Origin of the sequence: Microcoleus sp. LAD1_D5, assembly GCF_036702115.1 — a bacterium.
In the GTDB taxonomy this organism is placed as follows: Bacteria; Cyanobacteriota; Cyanobacteriia; order Cyanobacteriales; family Microcoleaceae; genus Microcoleus.
Map to the genome: position 1 here is coordinate 1 of NZ_JAUBSA010000050.1, position 18,859 is coordinate 18,859.

General features: G+C 47.0%; 20 protein-coding genes. 15 read left to right on the top strand and 5 right to left on the bottom strand.

Annotated elements, in window-relative coordinates; all coding sequences use genetic code 11:
- Positions 1 to 265 precede the first annotated feature (265 nt).
- The 5 genes from QUA70_RS19390 to QUA70_RS19410 all read left to right on the top strand — a co-directional run bounded on the left by QUA70_RS19390 (position 266) and on the right by QUA70_RS19410 (position 7,170).
- Positions 266 to 886 (top strand): hypothetical protein, encoded by a 621-nt coding sequence (locus tag QUA70_RS19390; protein ID WP_333334171.1) that lies wholly within the window; start codon positions 266 to 268, stop codon positions 884 to 886.
- On the top strand, positions 840 to 2,558 hold the full coding sequence (locus QUA70_RS19395) for a hypothetical protein (RefSeq protein WP_333349350.1): 1,719 nt from the start codon (positions 840 to 842) through the stop codon (positions 2,556 to 2,558). The genes QUA70_RS19390 and QUA70_RS19395 overlap by 47 nt, the downstream gene beginning before the upstream one ends.
- Positions 2,559 to 3,205: 647 nt before the next feature.
- Positions 3,206 to 5,683: an ATP-dependent Clp protease ATP-binding subunit gene (locus tag QUA70_RS19400; protein WP_333334167.1), complete on the top strand. Its 2,478-nt coding sequence runs from the start codon at positions 3,206 to 3,208 to the stop codon at positions 5,681 to 5,683.
- A gap of 324 nt (positions 5,684 to 6,007) precedes the next feature.
- Positions 6,008 to 6,601: a signal peptidase I gene (gene lepB, locus QUA70_RS19405; RefSeq protein ID WP_333334166.1), complete on the top strand. Its 594-nt coding sequence runs from the start codon at positions 6,008 to 6,010 to the stop codon at positions 6,599 to 6,601.
- 245 nt (positions 6,602 to 6,846) lie between these two features.
- Entirely contained in the window at positions 6,847 to 7,170 is a 324-nt protein-coding gene (locus QUA70_RS19410; protein ID WP_006632589.1) for a DUF1825 family protein, read from the top strand.
- A 113-nt stretch (positions 7,171 to 7,283) separates the two neighbouring features.
- Here QUA70_RS19410 and QUA70_RS19415 read toward each other — a convergent pair whose 3' ends face one another.
- The gene (locus tag QUA70_RS19415) at positions 7,284 to 9,203 is read right to left on the bottom strand and encodes a transglycosylase domain-containing protein (RefSeq protein ID WP_333334164.1); all 1,920 of its coding nucleotides are present in this window, start codon (positions 9,201 to 9,203) and stop codon (positions 7,284 to 7,286) included.
- Between the two features lie 174 nt (positions 9,204 to 9,377).
- On the opposite strand from QUA70_RS19415, the gene tyrS reads away from it, so the two are divergent.
- Genes tyrS through QUA70_RS19430 form a run of 3 tightly spaced genes read left to right on the top strand, consistent with a single transcriptional unit; the run spans position 9,378 to position 11,985 of the window.
- Positions 9,378 to 10,610 carry a tyrosine--tRNA ligase gene (gene tyrS, locus QUA70_RS19420; protein WP_333349352.1) on the top strand — a complete coding sequence of 411 codons (1,233 nt, stop codon included), beginning with the start codon at positions 9,378 to 9,380 and terminating at the stop codon, positions 10,608 to 10,610.
- Between the two features lie 42 nt (positions 10,611 to 10,652).
- A complete protein-coding gene (pyrF, locus tag QUA70_RS19425; RefSeq protein ID WP_333334162.1) occupies positions 10,653 to 11,363 on the top strand; it encodes an orotidine-5'-phosphate decarboxylase in 711 nt (236 codons plus the stop codon).
- A gap of 37 nt (positions 11,364 to 11,400) precedes the next feature.
- Entirely contained in the window at positions 11,401 to 11,985 is a 585-nt protein-coding gene (locus tag QUA70_RS19430) for a hypothetical protein (protein WP_333334159.1), read from the top strand.
- 275 nt (positions 11,986 to 12,260) lie between these two features.
- Here QUA70_RS19430 and QUA70_RS19435 read toward each other — a convergent pair whose 3' ends face one another.
- The gene (locus QUA70_RS19435; protein WP_333334157.1) at positions 12,261 to 12,938 is read right to left on the bottom strand and encodes a uracil-DNA glycosylase; all 678 of its coding nucleotides are present in this window, start codon (positions 12,936 to 12,938) and stop codon (positions 12,261 to 12,263) included.
- A gap of 167 nt (positions 12,939 to 13,105) precedes the next feature.
- On the opposite strand from QUA70_RS19435, the gene QUA70_RS19440 reads away from it, so the two are divergent.
- Together QUA70_RS19440 and QUA70_RS19445 are read left to right on the top strand one after the other, a co-directional pair.
- Positions 13,106 to 13,777, top strand: a complete 672-nt coding sequence (locus tag QUA70_RS19440) for a phosphoribosyltransferase family protein (protein ID WP_333349348.1) — start codon at positions 13,106 to 13,108, stop codon at positions 13,775 to 13,777.
- Positions 13,778 to 13,849: 72 nt separating this feature from the next.
- Positions 13,850 to 14,110, top strand: a complete 261-nt coding sequence (locus QUA70_RS19445) for a hypothetical protein (RefSeq protein ID WP_445301495.1) — start codon at positions 13,850 to 13,852, stop codon at positions 14,108 to 14,110.
- Positions 14,111 to 14,286: 176 nt separating this feature from the next.
- On the opposite strand, the gene QUA70_RS19450 is transcribed toward QUA70_RS19445, so the two are convergent.
- Both QUA70_RS19450 and QUA70_RS19455 read right to left on the bottom strand, forming a co-directional pair.
- Positions 14,287 to 14,670 (bottom strand): VOC family protein, encoded by a 384-nt coding sequence (locus QUA70_RS19450; protein ID WP_333334153.1) that lies wholly within the window; start codon positions 14,668 to 14,670, stop codon positions 14,287 to 14,289.
- A 60-nt stretch (positions 14,671 to 14,730) separates the two neighbouring features.
- Positions 14,731 to 15,351, bottom strand: coding sequence for a histidine phosphatase family protein (locus tag QUA70_RS19455; RefSeq protein WP_333349346.1), 621 nt, complete (start codon positions 15,349 to 15,351; stop codon positions 14,731 to 14,733).
- A gap of 55 nt (positions 15,352 to 15,406) precedes the next feature.
- Here QUA70_RS19455 and QUA70_RS19460 point away from each other — a divergent pair, with 55 nt between their 5' ends.
- Positions 15,407 to 15,874 carry a hypothetical protein gene (locus QUA70_RS19460; protein WP_333349344.1) on the top strand — a complete coding sequence of 156 codons (468 nt, stop codon included), beginning with the start codon at positions 15,407 to 15,409 and terminating at the stop codon, positions 15,872 to 15,874.
- Positions 15,875 to 16,025: 151 nt separating this feature from the next.
- Here the strand turns inward: QUA70_RS19460 and QUA70_RS19465 are convergent, their stop codons facing one another.
- Positions 16,026 to 16,352 carry a hypothetical protein gene (locus QUA70_RS19465; RefSeq protein WP_333349342.1) on the bottom strand — a complete coding sequence of 109 codons (327 nt, stop codon included), beginning with the start codon at positions 16,350 to 16,352 and terminating at the stop codon, positions 16,026 to 16,028.
- Positions 16,353 to 16,824: 472 nt separating this feature from the next.
- Between QUA70_RS19465 and QUA70_RS19470 the strand changes: the two genes are divergently transcribed.
- The 4 genes from QUA70_RS19470 to QUA70_RS19485 all read left to right on the top strand — a co-directional run bounded on the left by QUA70_RS19470 (position 16,825) and on the right by QUA70_RS19485 (position 18,855).
- Positions 16,825 to 17,106 (top strand): hypothetical protein, encoded by a 282-nt coding sequence (locus QUA70_RS19470; RefSeq protein WP_333349339.1) that lies wholly within the window; start codon positions 16,825 to 16,827, stop codon positions 17,104 to 17,106.
- A 218-nt stretch (positions 17,107 to 17,324) separates the two neighbouring features.
- Positions 17,325 to 18,152, top strand: coding sequence for a PHP domain-containing protein (locus QUA70_RS19475; RefSeq protein ID WP_039886987.1), 828 nt, complete (start codon positions 17,325 to 17,327; stop codon positions 18,150 to 18,152).
- A gap of 197 nt (positions 18,153 to 18,349) precedes the next feature.
- Entirely contained in the window at positions 18,350 to 18,559 is a 210-nt protein-coding gene (locus tag QUA70_RS19480; RefSeq protein WP_333215835.1) for a CsbD family protein, read from the top strand.
- A gap of 74 nt (positions 18,560 to 18,633) precedes the next feature.
- The gene (locus QUA70_RS19485) at positions 18,634 to 18,855 is read left to right on the top strand and encodes a hypothetical protein (RefSeq protein ID WP_333410549.1); all 222 of its coding nucleotides are present in this window, start codon (positions 18,634 to 18,636) and stop codon (positions 18,853 to 18,855) included.
- Positions 18,856 to 18,859: the final 4 nt, after the last annotated feature.

The window sequence follows — 18,859 nt, forward strand, 5'->3', positions numbered from 1 at the left end:
TCGCTTCTGTGATTTATTGCGTAAGCGTTGCTTGCCGTAGGCGTCGCATCCCTCTTTAAAAACTGTCCGGAGTATTGGTATATAATACCGCTAAGAAGCTTTAATCTTTATTGCAAGATGTTGTTTTCGTTAATTGCTACGGCCCTAAAAAAACTCACTGTTGTGGGTGAAATTTTCAAAGCAGGAATATCTAATGAACATAAAATATGGACTGACCGCTATCGTGGCAACATATTTAATATCTACATTAGCAGGAGAGCCTGTTATGGCAGCCACAATAGCAGGCACAATCAAAGTTAACGTCGTCAAAGTCACAGATCCCAACTTCGCTAGTGTCTACACCGGGGACTTTTCCTACGACGATACACATCTGACAAAAGTCGGCTCGGAGTTCATGACCATCAATGGCGGAAATGGAGATATACGGGGGCTGCTGTCTTTTAACTTTAGATTTCTGGACTTTGCTACAGGCTTAACTCCTGTCACCTATACGGCCAGTGATGATTTCAACTTCCCAGATAATCCTGTTTTAGCTTTTGAGAACGGACTTCCAATTCAATTTGGCTTTCAAGTTGCTCCTGGAAATGATGGCGGAGTTTGGGGTGGAAATAACGGATTTATGTTTGTAGATCGTGGGATATTTAAGTTCGTCTTGCGAAATGGAACTATTGGAGGTGAGGGGCTAGTGACCTTAGAAATTAACGAATCTCCTCCTACTCCCGTACCGGAGACTCCCCATTGGCCTCATTGTTGGGTTTTTTGGGCTTGGGTGCAGCTCACTTGTGGAGAAAGTCCAACAATTAATCATCTTTACCAACATAACTTGAGAGGAAGAGGCAATGACAGCGATAGATACTCCGTTTTTGGTGACAGGTGGCGAAACTAACAGACCACCTACCAATGCTTTTAGTCCTAGTCAACGTCAAATAAATATCCGTGCGCCCTTCGGGGTTCCCTCTGCCGATCGATGGACTGGTCAAAAAGTATGGTTGCTGCTTCCTGGTTTCACAGCACCCAGCGATTCTTTTGATGCAACTCTGGCGACAGCCATCGATGATGCTAACCCAAACGATACAGTTTTAGCCCTTGACTGGACGCAAGTGAGCGGCACCCCAACAAATAATGCAGCAGCAGGGATCGCTATAGGAGACCTTTACAGGTCTGGTTCATGGATTACTCCAGTGGCAACAACAGTCCGAAACAAACTTGTGGAGTGGGGAATACCAGCCACAGCACTCAATATTGTTGGTCATAGTCTTGGTGCTAACCTTGCCAGCGAACTTGCCGCGAGTTTCAATATTACCTATGGGAGTCAAGTTGGTTCGGTTACAGCCCTTGACCCAGCATCAAATAGTGCGAGACTTGTCAGTCCATACGATAGAATTAATGGCTTCGATACTGACCTATCAAATGGATATGTAAGGAATGGAGGAATTGCAGACCCAATCGAACGCTTAGACTTTGGTGCTACGGCTTCAAGAAGGAGTTTTAATGGCATCAGTAGTGTATCAGGAAATGAAGCTCAAGCTGGAACCGCCAGGGAATCTTTCCTGTTTGACTTCGGCACCAATCCCCTGAATCCCGTAGACCAAGCTGCTCAACACAGCCGTGTCGTGACCGCCTACACAAATTTGGTTAAAACTGATGCAGCCGATAATTCTCGTTTAGCTACCAATATTCTCGGTCTGACTGACACGCAGCCCGATCATCAATTTCGACCAAACTTCTATAGAGGGGATTCTCTTAACTCTCTTCAAGTGCATGAAGGAGTGATTCCCGTTGATGCTCAAGATAATCCTTTGTTTCTGGTTGCTGCTAAGCTTAATGGCGGAACCAACGATCGCTTCATCTATGGGACTAACAGCAACGACGTATTAACAGGAACTGGGATTTTTGGGAAATATTACAACAACAACGGCAACCATACTTATTATTTTGGGGATGGAGACGATACTGTCTATGCTGGCACAGGTAGTGACCTCATCTTCGGCGGGGCTGGAGTTGATGCCCTTGGTGGCTCAGATGGGAATAATGTGATATTTGGGGAAGCTGGTGGTGATTTGATCGCTGCCGGTACAGGGAATGACACCATTAATGGCGGGGCTGGAAATGACGACATTAATGCCGGAAATGGCACAAATACCATTCGCGGTGACGAGGGTAATGATGTTCTCACTGGTGGAAACGGCATTAATATCTTGTTTGGTGGTTTGGGGAACGACACTCTCGGAGGTGGTGCGGGTCAGAACATATTAACAGGTTCAGAAAGCAACGGGCCGTCTGGTGTTGAGGTAGATACTTTAATTGGCACCAGCGGTAACTCGGTTAACGCATTTTATATTGGTGATAACACGACAAATTGGTACTCAGTCGGTGGTGGAAATGATTACGCCCAAATGGTTAACTTTAATGCAGCAACTGACATAATTGTAGGTGGCGTCAATATTGAGGCGCAAAACGTCATCAATCAAACCTTTCTCTGGTCTGGAAGTGAATTGATTGCAAAGATTGACGGTCTCTGGGCTTCGGAACTACTGTTCCCTGTAAGGATATTTTAGGCTTGACCTTTCTCCGGTTTTGCAGAGACCGCTGTGAGTTGTCAATCCTCAAAGTTTAGCAACACTACAAGGGATTTTTAGGTTTGTAGTTGCGCGCTCCCGCAACTACAAACTTTCAGTCTTGGACGCACTCTGACGCTTAGAAACCGGGTTTTTTACGCCCGTGTGCGGGCTACAACGCGTCTTTTCGTAAAAAAAAACCGGTTTCTGGGCTGCCATGCGTGAGTCGTAACTTTTTTTCAATGTGCTAGATCGATCGACCTAACCAATAAGTTTTGTAAAAAAATAGCCCTATACTTTCGAGAATTATCACTTTTGCACCTGCATGACAGCCAAAAAGATTGTGCTAGAATCCATCAATAAGTAGTCGTAGGTTGGGCACAGACCGAGAAGAGCAATCTTCTTGCAGTCTAGGGGAGGTTGTAGGTCAGCCACCATTTGGGTCTTCCCAGTTGAAAGCCACCCTGCAACATGAGCCTGGAATCTGCAACCGCAGCCGAGTGCGGCAGATCGGTTGGGAGTGTCGCGCTAGAATAAGCAGTACGAGTAGGGACAGGGCAATGCCCTGTCCCTACGAGAAAATAAACGCTCGTTGTGCGAGCGTGACCTCGAAACGGGCACATAGCAGCAGGTGATGGGAATAAATCATGTTTGAACGCTTCACAGAAAAAGCAATAAAAGTAATCATGTTGGCCCAGGAAGAAGCTCGCCGCCTGGGTCACAACTTCGTAGGGACAGAACAGATCCTCCTGGGTCTGATCGGAGAAGGAACCGGGGTTGCAGCTAAAGTCCTCAAATCAATGGGGGTCAACCTCAAAGATGCTCGGATTGAAGTTGAAAAAATCATCGGGCGCGGCTCTGGCTTCGTAGCAGTCGAAATTCCGTTCACCCCCCGCGCCAAGAGGGTTCTAGAACTGTCCCTCGAAGAAGCTCGCCAACTCGGACACAACTACATCGGCACCGAACACCTGCTGCTGGGCCTGATCCGCGAAGGTGAAGGAGTAGCGGCTAGAGTCTTAGAAAATCTGGGAGTAGACTTGTCGAAAGTCCGCACCCAAGTGATTCGGATGCTGGGAGAAACCGCAGAAGTCGCAGCCACTGGCGGCGGCGCTCGCACCAAAACCCCAACCCTCGATGAATTTGGAGCCAACCTCACTCAAATGGCGGTCGATGGCAAACTAGACCCAGTAGTCGGACGCCAAAAAGAAATCGAACGGGTAATTCAAATCCTCGGTCGCCGCACCAAAAATAACCCGGTGCTCATCGGGGAACCCGGAGTCGGTAAAACAGCGATCGCCGAAGGTCTCGCCCAGCGCATTGCTAACAACGATATCCCAGACATCCTCGAAGAAAAGCGCGTCGTCACCCTCGACATCGGCTTGCTCGTCGCTGGTACCAAATACCGGGGCGAATTTGAAGAACGCCTCAAAAAAATCATGGACGAAATCCGCACAGCGGGTAACGTGATTTTGGTGATTGACGAAGTGCACACTTTGATAGGTGCAGGTGCTGCTGAAGGGGCGATCGACGCAGCCAACATTCTTAAGCCGGCTTTGGCTAGAGGCGAACTCCAGTGTATCGGCGCTACCACCCTAGACGAGTACCGCAAGCACATCGAGCGCGACGCAGCCCTAGAGCGGCGCTTCCAGCCCGTCATGGTCGGCGAACCCACTGTTGACGAGACGATCGAGATTCTCTTCGGCTTGCGAGAACGCTACGAACAGCACCACAAGCTGAAAATCTTGGATACGGCCCTGGAAGCCGCAGCCAAACTCTCTCACCGATACATCTCCGATCGCTTCCTCCCAGACAAAGCAATTGACTTGGTAGACGAAGCAGGTTCGAGAGTCCGCCTGATCAACTCCCAACTGCCCCCCGCAGCCAAAGAACTCGACAAAGAACTGCGCCAAGTCCTGAAAGATAAAGACGAAGCGGTGCGTTCTCAAGACTTTGACAAAGCGGGCGAATTGCGCGATCGGGAAATGACCATCAAAGCCGAAATTCGCGCTATTTCCCAAGCCAAAAAAACCGACTCGGCCCGCACCGGCGAAACCGACCCATCGCCAGTTGTCACCGAAGAAGATATCGCTCAAATCGTGGCAAGCTGGACGGGCGTCCCGGTCAACAAACTGACCGAATCCGAATCCGAAAAGCTGCTGCACATGGAAGATACCTTGCACCAGCGCTTGATCGGCCAGGAAGAAGCAGTGAAAGCCGTTTCCCGCGCCATCCGTCGCGCTCGCGTTGGCTTGAAAAATCCCAATCGCCCGATCGCCAGTTTCATCTTCTCTGGCCCCACAGGCGTCGGCAAAACCGAACTCACCAAAGCCCTAGCCGGCTACTTCTTCGGTTCCGAAGACGCCATGATTCGGTTGGATATGTCGGAGTACATGGAACGTCACACCGTCTCCAAACTCATCGGTTCCCCTCCGGGCTACGTCGGCTACAACGAAGGCGGCCAACTCACAGAAGCAGTCCGCCGCCGTCCTTACACAGTCGTGCTGTTCGACGAAATCGAAAAAGCCCACCCCGATGTCTTCAATATGCTTTTGCAAATATTGGAAGACGGCCGTTTAACTGATGCCAAAGGTCGCACCGTAGACTTCAAAAATACGCTGCTGATCATGACCTCTAACATTGGTTCTAAGGTGATTGAAAAAGGTGGCGGCGGCCTCGGCTTCGAGTTCAGCGACAACCAAGCCGATGCTAATTACAACCGCATTCGTTCTTTGGTTAACGAAGAACTCAAAAACTACTTCCGCCCCGAATTCCTCAACAGGCTCGACGAAATTATCGTCTTCCGCCAGTTGAACAAGGAAGAAGTCAAGGAAATCGCCGTCATCATGCTCAAAGAAGTGTTCGGTCGTTTGACAGAACAGGGAATCACCCTGGAAGTGACCGAAAAATTCAAAGAACGGCTGGTAGAAGAAGGCTACAACCCCAGCTACGGAGCCCGACCCCTACGCCGCGCCATCATGCGGTTGTTGGAAGACAGCTTGGCGGAGGAAATCCTTTCGGGCCGCATCAAAGACGGCGACACCGCTGTTGTGGATGTGGGCGAGGACGGAATTATTAAGGTGCTGCAAGGTCAAAAGCGGGAATTGCTGCCCCAAGGCGCTGAGTAAGATTGAGTAAGTGCGATCGCGAGTTAAGTTTGGAAATAACCAATCTCGCAGTCGCAAACAACTCAAAATCCTCACATAAAAAAGGTAGAGAATCTTAGTTCTCTGCCTTTTTTATGAGTTAATATCAACAGAATGTACGCTTACTTTTCTAAGTATCTTCGTCTCAAAAAATATGAGACCGAGCGACTCGGTTTCTGTAGGACGGTGCCCCCGTGTTCGCCCTTCCGGGTTTCTGAATACCCCAACAAAGTTTTACGTTTAATTAGAGCGAGCTACTTCAATGGCAATTAGATAATTAGCAAGAACTATATAGTGGAGAAATAAATGACATCTGAAAAAAAGAATTTGGGTACAGAAGTAGCAGAAAATCCGCCTGAAAGCTGGTGGCAAAAAGCGTGGAAGTCGCAGCGAGAAAATCTTCAGATAGTGATGATTGCTTTGAGTTTAGCAATAGTGATTCGAGCCTTGGTCGCCGAACCACGCTATATACCCTCAGATTCTATGATACCCACTCTGCACGTGGGCGATCGCGTCGTAGTCGAAAAAATCTCCTACTACCTCGAACCTCCCAAAACTGGCGACATCGTAGTATTTGCCCCGCCCGAAAAGTTGCAAGAACAAGGCTTTACCCAAGACCAAGCATTCATCAAGCGGATAATTGGCTTACCGGGTCAAACCGTCTCCGTTAAAAAAGGTTTAGTTTATCTCAACGACCAACCCCTCGTCGAAAAATATATTGCCGAACCTCCTAAATACCAGTGGGGGCCTTATCGCGTCCCAGAAAATGAATACTTTGTGATGGGAGACAACCGCAACAACAGCAACGACTCCAGCAGGTGGGGATTTTTACCTAAGCAGAATATCATCGGCCGCGCTGTAGTGCGGTTTTGGCCTCTAGAACGCATCGGGGAAGTTTGAAGTCAGTTGACAGTTGACAGTTGTCAGTTGACTGTTGACTGTTGTCATCGCAAGCCCAATGCCCAATGCCCAATGCCCCATTCCCCATTCTCCATTCCCATGCCTTATGCTGTACGGCAATTTCTACTTATTCTTGTACCTTGAGGGGTAGGGAGTTCCTCGGGCAACTGATAAAATAGTACAAAAAGCAGCGGGAGTTCTCGCCTCGATCAAAATTAGTTGAATATTAAAAAATTAGGAAAGCTATGGGATTTTTTGATTCCGAAATTGTTCAGCAAGAAGCCAAGCTGTTGTTTGAAGACTATCAATCTCTCATCAAACTAGGTGGCAATTACGGCAAATTCGATCGCGAAGGCAAGAAAATGTTCATCGCTCAGATGGAATCAATGATGGAGCGCTACCGTATTTTTATGAAGCGCTTTGAGCTGTCTGAGGACTTCATGGCTCAGATGACTGTAGAGCAGTTAAAAACACAGCTCAATCAATTTGGCATCACGCCCCAGCAGATGTTTGAGCAAATGAACTCAACGCTGGAGCGGATGAAATCTGAGCTCGAAAAACAATCCTAGTGAGCAGAAGGAAGAAGGAAGAAGGAAGAAGGAAGAAGGAAGAAAAAGAAATTATTCCCAATGCCCAATCCCCAATCCCTAATGACTAATCACTAATCGCTAATGACTGATAATTAAGGCCGCTCAAAAGATGAAGCAGGTTTGAAATTTTCTGCGGGAACGCCTTCCAAAGCTTGGCTCATAAAATCACGCCAAACAGGGGCGACAATAGTACCGCCAGTAGCACCGTAGCTCATCGGTCTATAATTGTCGTTGCCCATCCAAACAGCCACCGACAACTGCGGCACGTAACCCACAAACCAGATATCCCGTTCAGAGGAAGTTGTACCAGTTTTCCCAGCAGCCGGTCGCCCTAGTTGAGCAGCCCTTGCCGTTCCGCTGCTAATTACCCCTTGCAGGGCGCTGTTGACAGATGCCGCCGCCCAGGAATTGAGAACTAATTTGGGTTTGGGCGTATTGTCGAGCAAGACGTTGCCGCTGCTGTCAGTGACTTGCACGATAAACGTGGTGTCAGAATGCCAGCCGTTGTTTGCGAAGGTAGCAAAAGCTCCGGCCATTTCTAAAGGAGTCAAGTCAACGGCACCCAAGGGCAAAGAAACCACCGGTTCCATCGGACTTCTGATGCCGAGCACCCGGCAAATCTCAATCACTTTATTCAATCCGACTTCTTGGCCAAGCTTGACGGCGGGAATGTTGAGAGAGACTTCCAAAGCTCTGCGGATGCTGACTGCACCGGAGAAGCCACCGCCGTAGTTTTGAGGGTAGTAGTAGCCGTCGCCGTCGCGGTAGCCGACAGGAGAGTCGTAGACAACTGAATCCGGGGCGTATTTGCCACTAGCAAAGGCAGCGTAGTAGATAAAGGGCTTAAAAGAAGATCCGGGCTGGCGACGTGCTTGAATGGCGCGATTGAACTGACTCTTTTCGTAATCGACGCCGCCCACCATTGCTTTGACGAAGTGGGTGCGGGGATCGACGGCGGCTAGGGCAATTTGACCTTCCTGGCGATCGTAAAACAGGCCTTGGTAGTAAAGCCGATTGTGCCACGCTTTGACGGTTTCTTCGGCTATGCGCTGCATTTTGAGGTCGATCGTGGTTTGAACGCGCATTCCTCCCTTAACCACGGCATCTCGCCCAAAACGCCTTGTCAGTTCCTGGACTACGGCTTGTGTTACGTAAGGAACTTGAGAGCCGCCAAAAGAGGTAATTTTGCCTAGCTTAATTTTTTCCTGGCGGGCTGCAGTTTCTTGGGCCGGCGTAATCCATTTAAGATCCTTCATGCGGCCTAAAACGAGGGTTTGCCGCTCTTTTGCCAACTTGTAATTGACGAAAGGACTGTATTCTTCGGGGGCCGAAATTAAGCCTGCCAGCATCGCTGCTTCTGAAAGAGTCAAATTACTTGCTGACTTGTTGAAATAGCTTCGAGAGGCTGTCTCTACGCCGTACAAGTTGTGACCTAAGTAGATTTGATTCAGGTATAGTTGCAGAATTTGGTCTTTGTTGAGAATTTGCTCCAAGCGGATAGACATTACCGCTTCAGCTACCTTGCGACTAAATTTTGACTGTGGAGAAAGAAACAGGTTCTTGACTAGCTGCATAGTCATAGTTGAGCCCCCTTCAACGGTTCTACCTTTCTCTAGGTTGACTATCAGAGCTCGGGCTATCCCGCCGGGGTTGATGCCTTTGTGGGTGAAGAAGTTGCTATCTTCGATCGCCAGAACAGCTCGTTTCAGGTTCGGGGAGATTTGGTCAAGGGGTACGACATCCCGGTTGGCTTCATCGTGGATACTGGCTAGCGGCTTGCCGTTGATGTCGTAAATGTGGGTAGTTTCTGTGGGAGAGTAGGTTTGCAAGATCCGAACATCTGGCAAATTTCGGAAGCTGATCGCTAAGCCAACCAGTCCACCAGCGACTACGGAACTGGCAAGCATTGTCATGCTGAGTATGGTTCCGGCGGTCACTTTACTGACTGACTGAACAAACTCGAATACGGGGGCTGAGTTTTCCGTGTTATTGCGGACTGCGTTGGTTGACACGTGGATTTCACTTCCTCACTCGATTTGGGGTTTAAGACTTTTAATTTTAGATGCGAACCCTAGAGACTGTCAGCTAATGAAAGCCGGTCAGCTTTGGGATTATAGTAGCGTGATAGTTATGTTTTTATGCGTCAACCAGTGAGTGTAACTAATTCTGCTGCACTTTGGCAAAATATGATGGACGATCGCTCCCCGATGATAACTCCTAACCTTTCAGCGCTTTACCGCGGCGTCAGCGAGATTTTTCCAGATCGACCTGATTCTAGCAACCCTGACGAAAATTTAGCCCAACTCCTGGCAAAAGTCGATCGACCCTTGCGCGTCAAACTGGGAATTGACCCGACAGGGAGTGACATTCACTTGGGACACAGCATTTGCGTCCGCAAGCTGCGGGCTTTTCAAGATGCCGGTCACACAGCCGTACTGCTGATCGGAGATTTTACGGCCAGAATTGGCGATCCGACAGGGAAGTCGGAGATGCGTAGCCAGTTGACGGCCGAACAAGTGGCGGAAAATGCCAAGACTTATTTAGACCAAGTGCGTCCGATTCTAGATTTTGACACACCCGGTCGTTTGGAAATTCGCTATAACTCCGAGTGGTTGTCGAAATTGGACTTGGCGAAGATTTTGGAACTGCTGAAGACCATGACGGTGCAGCAGATGCTCGCTAAAGAGGGATTTGATAATCGGATGCAGCAGGAGAATGCGATTTATCTGCATGAGTTTCTGTATCCACTAATGCAGGGTTACGACTCGGTGGCTTTGGAAGCGGATGTGGAGTTGGGCGGAACCGACCAAAAGTTTAATATTGCGGTGGGGAGAGATTTGCAGCGGCATTTTGGGATGAAGCCGCAGTTTGGTTTGCTGATGCCGATTTTGATAGGGACTGACGGCGTACAGAAGATGTCGAAGTCTTTGGGCAATTATGTGGGTTTGTCGGAAGATCCGCTGACTATGTATTCTAAGTTGGAGAAAATTGCTGATAGTTCGATCGCCCAATATTTTGAACTGTTGACAGATTTGCCGCTTGATGAATTGCCCGAAAATCCCCGAGAAAAACAGAAACTTTTGGCTTTGGATGTGGTGCGCCAGTATCGGGGAAAGGAAGCAGCCGATCGCGCACAACAAGATGCAATTGCGCTGGTTAAAGGTGCTGCTGGACAAGCTGATGCTGTGGCGGAGTTTTCTTTGGCAAGTGTGCAGTTTCCGGCTAAGTTGTTTTATATTCTGAGTGCTAGCGGGCTTTGTAAAAGCAGCGGTGATGCGCGGAAGTTGATGCAGGGCGGCGGGGTGAAGTTGGAGGGCGATCGGGTTTCTGATGTTAATCTTACTTTTGAATCACCTGTTGATTTATGCGGTAAGGTTTTGCAGGTTGGGAAGAATAAGTTTGTGCGATTGGTGTCTTGAATGTCTTTTTTAACCGCAGATGAATACTGAAGATGAACGCTAATGAACGCTGATAATCGAATTATTGTGGCTTTGGATGTTTCGAGTCAAGAAGAGGCGATCGCACTTCTGGACAAACTGCCTGATGTATCTTTCTGGAAAGTGGGTTTGGAACTGTTTGTGAGTTCCGGGCCGGGGATTTTGGAAATTTTAAAACAGCGGGAAAAGCGGATCTTTCTCGATTTGAAGTTTCACGATATCCCGAATACTGTGGCTGGTGCTTGTCGTGCTGCTGCTAAGTACAATGTGGATTTATTGACGATCCATTCTACTTGTGGTAAAGATGCTTTGAAAGCGGCACAGTTGGCTTTGACTGAAGGGGCGGCGGCTGTCGATCGACCGACTCCTAAGTTGATTGCAATTACTCTGTTGACGAGTTTGAATTCGCGACAGTTGGCTTTTGAGTTGAAAATACCTTTGGAGTTGCCAGAATTTGCTTTACACATGGCATTGTTGGCTAAGGAAACGGGTTTAGCTGGTGCTGTTTGTTCTCCGCAAGAAGTGGAACAGTTAAGAATGAGTTGCGGGGATGATTTTCTGTTAGTTTGTCCCGGTGTGCGTCCGAAATGGGCCGATGGCGGCGATCAAAAACGATCGATGACTCCGAAGGCGGCTTTGAAAGCTGGTGCGGATTATCTGGTGATTGGGCGGCCGATTACGGCTTCCGACGATCCGGCGGCGGCTTTTGCGCGGATTTGTGAAGAGATTGAATAACAATATGAATGTTGTTTTTTACAGCAGATGAACGCCCATGAACGCCAATGGAATTTTATCTGCGTTCATCTGTGTTTATCTGCTGATATCTGCGGTGGCAACTCCGACTTGGGCAGTTAATTTTGTGACAAATCATACTCACAGTATCAATGCCAGTCGGTATGATTTGTTAGTGCGATCGCCCTGTCCCGCTGATTTAGAAACTTTGGTCGATCGCCTGTTACAAGATTTGCCGAGTTATGCTAATCGCGTAATTGTGCGATCACACTTTTCTCCTAACACTAATACACCGCCTGGTTACGCGCTGCCTCAAATAATTTTAGCGGGCCGCCCGGAGTTTAAACCGTTACCTTTAAATTTTGAAGATGCGCTTCCTGAAAATGCCAGTCAAGTTTTCATTACTACTTTGGAACGGCAGTATCGCGGGGGAAAACGAGTCGAAATTCAGCAATATCATTGGTTGTTTTTTATGAAAACTGCGAATGGGTGGGAATTAGCAAAAATGGTTTCTCGGTTTGGTACTGCGGCGGATATTCGTCCTTTATTAGGTCAAGATAGTGAAAGCGAAATTGCTGAGGCTATTCGTTTGTGGTTGCGCGATTGTCAGGCAAAAAATAAGTAGTCTCGTCACTAAATTGTATTTTTGGGCGGGCGAGACGCCCACCCCACAAGAAATAATTGTGATTGTGGAACAGGCATCTTGCCTGTTTAGAACAAAGGTGTAAAAAAAATTACTCTTTGTGTGTGGAACAGGCATCTTGCCTGTTCAGAACAAATGTGTAAGAAAATTCACGAATTTTGGGTTGAGTGGGGCTGGTTTTTGTAGATTGTGGGTGAGAATTAAAGATTTTTGGTGAACACGCCCTACAAATAAACCACAAAAATTCATGACAATTACTATTTTAATTCATCCAATTTAGCCTTGATAGCTTGCATATCTTGCCACATAAACCATTTCGGAGTTTCCGGTTCGCGGGAGGGGTTTCGCAGCAAGTACGACGGGTGGAAAATTGGCATACACAAACGATTTTCCCATTCAATCCATTGACCTCTGATTTTACTAATGGGCCGCTTGTCGCTTAGCAAACCTTTGAGGGCTGTTGCACCAGTTAATAAAATAATTTTGGGGTCTAAGATGCGAATTTGTTCGAGCAAGTAAGGTTTGCAAGCTTCGATTTCTTTTGCTGTCGGAGGGCGGTTGTTGGGAGGGCGACATTTGATGACGTTGGCAATAAATACGTCGGTTTCTGCACTCAATCCCACGGATTCTAAAATCTTATCTAACAGTTTGCCCGATCGCCCGACGAAGGGCAATCCGGTTTCGTCTTCGTTTTGTCCGGGCGCTTCTCCCACAATCAAAATTGAGGCTTGAGGATTGCCGCGCCCGATGACGGCGTGAGTGCGCGTATTGCCTAATTCGCAGCGGTGACAGCGGTTGCAGTGCTCGCCAATTTGTTCCATATTTTGATAAGTGCCCGGAGGAATGGGAATTTTGGCATTTGCTGGTATTGAGTCAGTTTGGAAAGTGGCACTTTGATTGTTGTCAAAAAGGCTCAGTTGCAAGTCGCTGGACATAAATTTTACAATTAGGGAGATTTTTTTGAGTCTAGAGTTTATAGTTTAGATCGGGTTTGGTGATTTGAGTTTGGCTAGAAGCTTGTATAGGATGCTGTCGATCGCACAATCTCAAATTAATACTCGCAAGTCTCACATTATTTCGTTGAGCTCGTACAGGCAAAAATATGTTCTCTAACCCGTTTTTTGACGATCGCGCCGATGCAGGCGAAAAACTGGCCGAGGCAGTTGTGGACGAGTTCGGCAAGTTGAATTTAATGACACAGAAGGCGGTGAAACCGATTGTTTACGCCTTGCCGCGCGGGGGTTTGCCCGTTGCTGTGCCGATTGCGCGTCGCTTGGGCTGTCCTTTGGATGTGGTTGTTGCCAAGAAAATTACTCGCCCAGATAATTTAGAATTGGCGATCGGGGCTGCAACTGCTGACGGCCACGTTCTCTGGCAAAAGCAAAAGCAGCACAATTTACGCTTGCAAAAATTAGCACTGCCCGTGGCTCAAAATAATGCTCAATCTCTGCTGGCGGATTTGTCTCCTGGACGCCCCAATGTGAGCGCGGCCGGGGCTTTGGCGATTTTGGTAGATGACGGCATTGCTACGGGGATGACGATGGCTGTGGCGGCTAAGGCTTTGGAGTCGCAGCAACCGCTGGCTTTGTGGATTTGCGCGCCTGTCGCCCCGGCAGATTTGATGGGATTTTTGGCCCAGATGGCTGATAAGGTGATCGTCTTGGAGACTCCTCACCCTTTTTACAGTGTCAGTCGCTTTTATGGGCAATTTCCGCAGGTTGAGACTGCGGAGGCTTTAAGGTGTTTGCAGCAACAAACTGAATGGCGATCGTAGGTTAAGCTATAAGGCTAAATCTAAAAGCTCGATCGCTAACACATGAGACCTTGGCAATATTGGTTGGACACTTTGATTCTGTCTACTCAGCACAATCCGCCTCGCTTTGTTGAGTTGGTGATGTTGACTTTAGCGATGATTTTGCTCGGGCTGTGGAGTGTAACATTGCAGTGGCAATATTTAACGCTGTCTCTGAGTTATATAATTGGTTCGTCTTTTTCAATTTTGGTGCGGGAATCGATCGGCCCGCAGCCTCAATTTCAGCTAACTCACCTGACAGCATTGCTGTTATTAATTATCAGTTTTTATAGTTTTGCTGAACTAATTAGGTAGTTAAGGCCGTTTTGAGTTGTAGAGGCGGGTTTGACAATGTGATTGCGAAGGTGGTGAAGCAATTGCATAACTTATATAGCAATCCTCAGCGGGTTGTGAACTAGATATTTTTTTGAACGAACCGCGAAGACGCTTATGACGCGAAGGAAAGTCGAGAGTTCACAAATCATTAGCCATCATCCTACATTCTCATGGGATTGATGTAAAATTATGCGGTTGCCTGCCGGATCGAAGGCATAGATTTCTAGACCGTGAGAAGCTTTGATAATTTCTCCGCTGGGCGGATAACCTAAAGCCCAAATTCGGGCGATCGCAGTTTCGATATCGCTGACTTCCAAACACAAACTGATGCCTGTTTTGGCTCGATTTGCAAATTCCGATTTGTGGGAATCTTTGAGTTTGAAGATGCCGAGTCTTAAGCCGGGCAGTTGAAATTCGGCATAAGTATTGGGAATATAAGGGTTGGGTTCTATGTCTAGAAATTTTGTGTAAAATTTAACGAGAACTTCCTTATCAAGGTCTGCTAAAGTAACTAGGGCGGCGCTGTATTGGAAACTCATATAAATTGCTAATGGGGAATTAGTAATGGGGAATTGGTAATATTATAACTTTCTATCTCTTTAAAATCCTCCAATTCGTCCGAGTATTTTAATTTTACCTTGTCGAGAGCCTTGGATAATCACAGCTTCGCCGCTTTGCGGTACAATATCAGTAATCGCGGTAATATTTACTTGATGCGTTATCAGAATAATCGCGCCTTTTGTGTTGCGGTTGTCAACAATTAATTTGCGAATTGCTGCTGTTTGTCTGGCTTCTTTGCTGCTATCGCTAAAGAACGAGTTCAGCGCTGGGAACGGTTCGATTTTGTCTAAATTTATCAGTTTTGCTGTTTCCAAACACCTACACCACTGACTCGATAAAACTCTGGCAACTTTGATGTTGCGGTTGCGAAATTCGGCTCCAATTTGCTGGGCTTGGGTTCTTCCCTGTGCTGATAAATTGCGCTGGGTGGAACAGTCACCCAACTTAAAGTTAGCAGGATCTCCCGTACCTGGGGCGATCGCGTGTCGCATTGCTACCACCAACCCCGTCTCCCCCCGCTGCAACAATTGCCACCCTGCTTGAGTTTGGGCGTTGGTGGCTGCGTCCGAATTTGCAGTTGCAATCCTTAAGCCGATCGACAATACTAAAGCTAGCGATCCGAAAAACCATTTCCAGTTGAGGTCAATCCGCGCAGCCATTGTTGCAGAATTTAGGAATTAACTTATCATATTATAATACAACAAATATTGCTCTATGGAACTCACCAATTTTATTGCTCTGTCTGTCATTATTGCCCTTGTGCTGGGGATTGGGTTTGGAACAATGACTTGGGCTTACTTCGGCAATGGCAGCATTTCTGTACTCTTTAAAGAACCAATTTTAACTTACCCAGAATTTCCCGATACCGACAGCGGCAGTAAAGCTTCCGTTTATTTTCAACAAGGAATTGAGGCTTATCAGTCGGGAAAGTACCGCAAAGCCAAAGATAAATTTACCAGCGCTTTAGAACAATTTTCAACTTTGGCAGAAGCTTACCACAATCGTGCATTGGCTTTTGCAAATTTGCGATCGGATGACGAGGCTGTTGCAGATTTGATCCGTGCCAGCGAATTATACCAACAGCAGGGGGCGGGATTTGCGATCGACACGATTAAACAAAATCTTGCAGCCTTGAAGCAACGCAAGTTAGAACGAGAAAAACAAAAAGCAGTAGCAACATAAATTATTAGGTTTTGCCCGTGAAATTAAACCCAAACCTAGAGTTGGGGTCTGAAAAACCCGGTTTCTTTAATGCCTTTAGGCCAAGAAACCGGGTAGGTTTACAGAATTCATATTAAAGTTGAGCATCAAGATTTAACCTTGTCCCGAACAGCTAAATTTTTCTGGCATCTTCTATTTGATCAATTTTAGAAATCAGCATCTCTCGGCTAGAGGCCACAACTCGATAATTAGTAATTGGATCGTAACCTTCCCACTCTTGAGTTACTTCGCTGTCTTGCCAAAAAAACCATTCCCGGTAAATTTCGCCGTCATCAATGTCGCCGCACAAGGGAAGCCAATCATCTCCTCCCAAGCTTTCAAAATCTCCTCCTACTAAGTCAATCCAAGCTGTAAGGATACAAGAGTCAATAGCATTATTATTAACAGTGACTGCGTTAGAGTGAAGAGAAGTTTCGGGAAAACAAAGTGTGGATTTCATAAGCTGTACCTGAATGTTATGTTATTAATTTATAAAACAATCCTCTACGGCAGTGACAGCAGAATGCCACTATCCTAACCTCCACAGTTCCCACCTCGAAAAACCTTGACACCCAAAGCGCTCAAATGCCTCTGCTGTATGACTTGAGACCGCTTTGAGTCAAGTCGCTAGAGAGGCTAAATTGAGCCACTTTGCCAACTGGCATAGAAGAAAGCCCGATCGACCAAATATTGCTGGCGAAGGCTCTCGCGCATTGAGGAGCAAAGACAGCGCGACTGCCAATTGTATACTGGGTAAGTTGGCGAGTTTCCGTACAGTTTTTGTGGTAAAATTGGCAGTAACCGGACTTTCATACCGACAGCCTCGTTTGGTCAAAATCTTTCCAACGAGCTTTCCAATCGTGGTGCGATCGCCAGTTTTGATTTATTGTTAATTTTGCCAAGTCCCGATGACTGTTAGTGAAAAAAAATTTATGCAAGCAACCAACCAAGAAAGAATAATCGATCTGATAATCCACTATACCAACGGCAAACAGCAACACTTCCAGTTCATTGCGCCAGAGGGAACAGTAGGAGAGCAAGCAACTTTAGGCACTCGCCTGCACAAAATGTTGACGGCAGACCCGATAATTCTCGAATTGGCAGATAAACTGGTAGTTATCCCAGTTCACAACATACAAAGTATGGAAATATCGCCGATTCCTTCCAAATTGCCAGAGGGTGTCCTTCATCCAATGCGAGAAATCAAGAAATAGCTAAGGTGTTCTGTATCTAAATTCAACTGAAAAGGCGGGCAAGATGCCCACCCCACGCCAGCTTTTAATAAACATAAATCTCCCACTTAAAGGCGCGAAAATTTATTACAGCTAATAGATTGAAATTACCCAAAAACTTGTCGAGCGCAGGGACGATATATGTCGCGTGAGTGAGGGGAATAATTGCAGGTTTCACAGACTTTAACTTACCAGAAAAAATGCTAGAACTCCACTGCCACACTACTTATTCCGACGGCACTCTCACCCCTGCCGAACTCGTAGCCGCCGCCGCTTCTTCGGGGGTTCGCGCCTTGGCCGTCACCGATCACGATACGATGTCGGGTTGGGATGAAGCCTTCGCCGCTGCTGCTTTGCACGGTATCGAAATAGTCCCCGGACTCGAACTCAGCACCGTTCACAACGGCCGTTCGCTGCACATTTTAGGTTTTTATCCCGATGCAAATAAGTTGCGCGTTCCTTTGAACGATCGCCTGGAAGGAAGGTTTCGCCGATCGCAGGAAATGGTCGAAAAATTAGCAGCTATGGGATACGCGATCGAACTGCCAAAAACATCCCCAGGAATGGCACCGGGAAGGCCTCACATTGCCTCTGCGCTGGTAAAAGCCGGTCACGCGAAATCATCGCGGGAAGCATTCGATCGCTGGCTGGGAGATGACGGCCCGGCTTATGTTCATTACGAGAAATTCTCGATCGTCGAAGGCATTGATTTACTGAAGAGTTGCGGCGCAGTACCAGTTTGGGCTCACCCTTATTTATTTCGCGGCGGCGCTGTTGAGGAAGTCTTAAAAGAATTAGTAGATGCTGGTTTAATGGGAGTTGAAGTATACCATCCCAGCCACAGTTCTAGCCAAATCCAAAAGTTGAAAGATTTGTGTCTTCATTACGGTTTGCTGGCAACTGGTGGCAGCGATTATCACGGCCCCGATCCTGAAAGGAAAGCAGCAGATAGCACCCAATTGAATATGCTGCATTTGCCCTTAGAATTGCTGGAACCGATTAAAGTTGCTGCGGCGAGTTTGAAATAGTTGTTTATGACGAATTTGACGGATGTATACAGTTGTCAAAAAAAATCCTTGGCTTTTTGAGTGACGAGTTTGCCGGAAGTAAATCCTCAGAAGAAGACCGAGGTCAAGCAGAATATAAATTAATATGAAGTTAAAGGCAATTGCAGCCGAGTTAATTTTACAATGTTACTATAGCAACTTGCCAAACGGAGCTTATTATGAGTGCAGAAGACAGAGCTAAGGCGATCGGCAAAAATTTAGAAGGCAAAGCTCAGGAAATTTTCGGTAGTATCACGGGCAACAGAAAAGACCAGGTTGAAGGCAAAGCCAAACAAGCCGAAGCTGCCGCCCGCCACGCAGCAGAAGATGCTAAAAATGCGGTGAAAAATCTGGCAGATCAAGCCAAAAGGTCGATCGACAAATTGTAGAAACTGCGTTATACCAAATCCTGGCTAATAGAATTCGCTTCATATCAAATCCTTTGCTATCAATAGGGTTTGATATGATTTATTTTTTGAATGTGCATAAACTGGGTGACTCCTGCGATATCTCTTCAAAAGCGCAATGGAAAATTCCCGGCGTTGCTGATTTATGGTATGAAAGGCTAAATATGCCAGTCATGGAAACCAGTATCCACAAAGCTTGGGGATTTTCAACTTATTTTTTTCATACCCTGATTAAGCAACGCCTCGATTGCTACTCAAACCCCCATTTCAAGATTTGAGCTA

Excerpts from the sequence above, each read along its gene's own strand:
- QUA70_RS19390 (WP_333334171.1), top strand. The coding sequence starts at position 266 with ATGGCAGCCACAATAGCAGGCACAATCAAAGTTAACGTCGTCAAAGTC.
- QUA70_RS19395 (WP_333349350.1), top strand. The coding sequence starts at position 840 with ATGACAGCGATAGATACTCCGTTTTTGGTGACAGGTGGCGAAACTAAC.
- QUA70_RS19400 (WP_333334167.1), top strand. The coding sequence starts at position 3,206 with ATGTTTGAACGCTTCACAGAAAAAGCAATAAAAGTAATCATGTTGGCC.
- lepB (WP_333334166.1), top strand. The coding sequence starts at position 6,008 with ATGACATCTGAAAAAAAGAATTTGGGTACAGAAGTAGCAGAAAATCCG.
- QUA70_RS19410 (WP_006632589.1), top strand. The coding sequence starts at position 6,847 with ATGGGATTTTTTGATTCCGAAATTGTTCAGCAAGAAGCCAAGCTGTTG.
- tyrS (WP_333349352.1), top strand. The coding sequence starts at position 9,378 with ATGATGGACGATCGCTCCCCGATGATAACTCCTAACCTTTCAGCGCTT.
- pyrF (WP_333334162.1), top strand. The coding sequence starts at position 10,653 with ATGAACGCTGATAATCGAATTATTGTGGCTTTGGATGTTTCGAGTCAA.
- QUA70_RS19430 (WP_333334159.1), top strand. The coding sequence starts at position 11,401 with ATGAACGCCAATGGAATTTTATCTGCGTTCATCTGTGTTTATCTGCTG.
- QUA70_RS19435 (WP_333334157.1), bottom strand. The coding sequence starts at position 12,938 with ATGTCCAGCGACTTGCAACTGAGCCTTTTTGACAACAATCAAAGTGCC.
- QUA70_RS19440 (WP_333349348.1), top strand. The coding sequence starts at position 13,106 with ATGTTCTCTAACCCGTTTTTTGACGATCGCGCCGATGCAGGCGAAAAA.
- QUA70_RS19450 (WP_333334153.1), bottom strand. The coding sequence starts at position 14,670 with ATGAGTTTCCAATACAGCGCCGCCCTAGTTACTTTAGCAGACCTTGAT.
- QUA70_RS19455 (WP_333349346.1), bottom strand. The coding sequence starts at position 15,351 with ATGGCTGCGCGGATTGACCTCAACTGGAAATGGTTTTTCGGATCGCTA.
- QUA70_RS19460 (WP_333349344.1), top strand. The coding sequence starts at position 15,407 with ATGGAACTCACCAATTTTATTGCTCTGTCTGTCATTATTGCCCTTGTG.
- QUA70_RS19465 (WP_333349342.1), bottom strand. The coding sequence starts at position 16,352 with ATGAAATCCACACTTTGTTTTCCCGAAACTTCTCTTCACTCTAACGCA.
- QUA70_RS19470 (WP_333349339.1), top strand. The coding sequence starts at position 16,825 with ATGCAAGCAACCAACCAAGAAAGAATAATCGATCTGATAATCCACTAT.
- QUA70_RS19475 (WP_039886987.1), top strand. The coding sequence starts at position 17,325 with ATGCTAGAACTCCACTGCCACACTACTTATTCCGACGGCACTCTCACC.
- QUA70_RS19480 (WP_333215835.1), top strand. The coding sequence starts at position 18,350 with ATGAGTGCAGAAGACAGAGCTAAGGCGATCGGCAAAAATTTAGAAGGC.
- QUA70_RS19485 (WP_333410549.1), top strand. The coding sequence starts at position 18,634 with ATGATTTATTTTTTGAATGTGCATAAACTGGGTGACTCCTGCGATATC.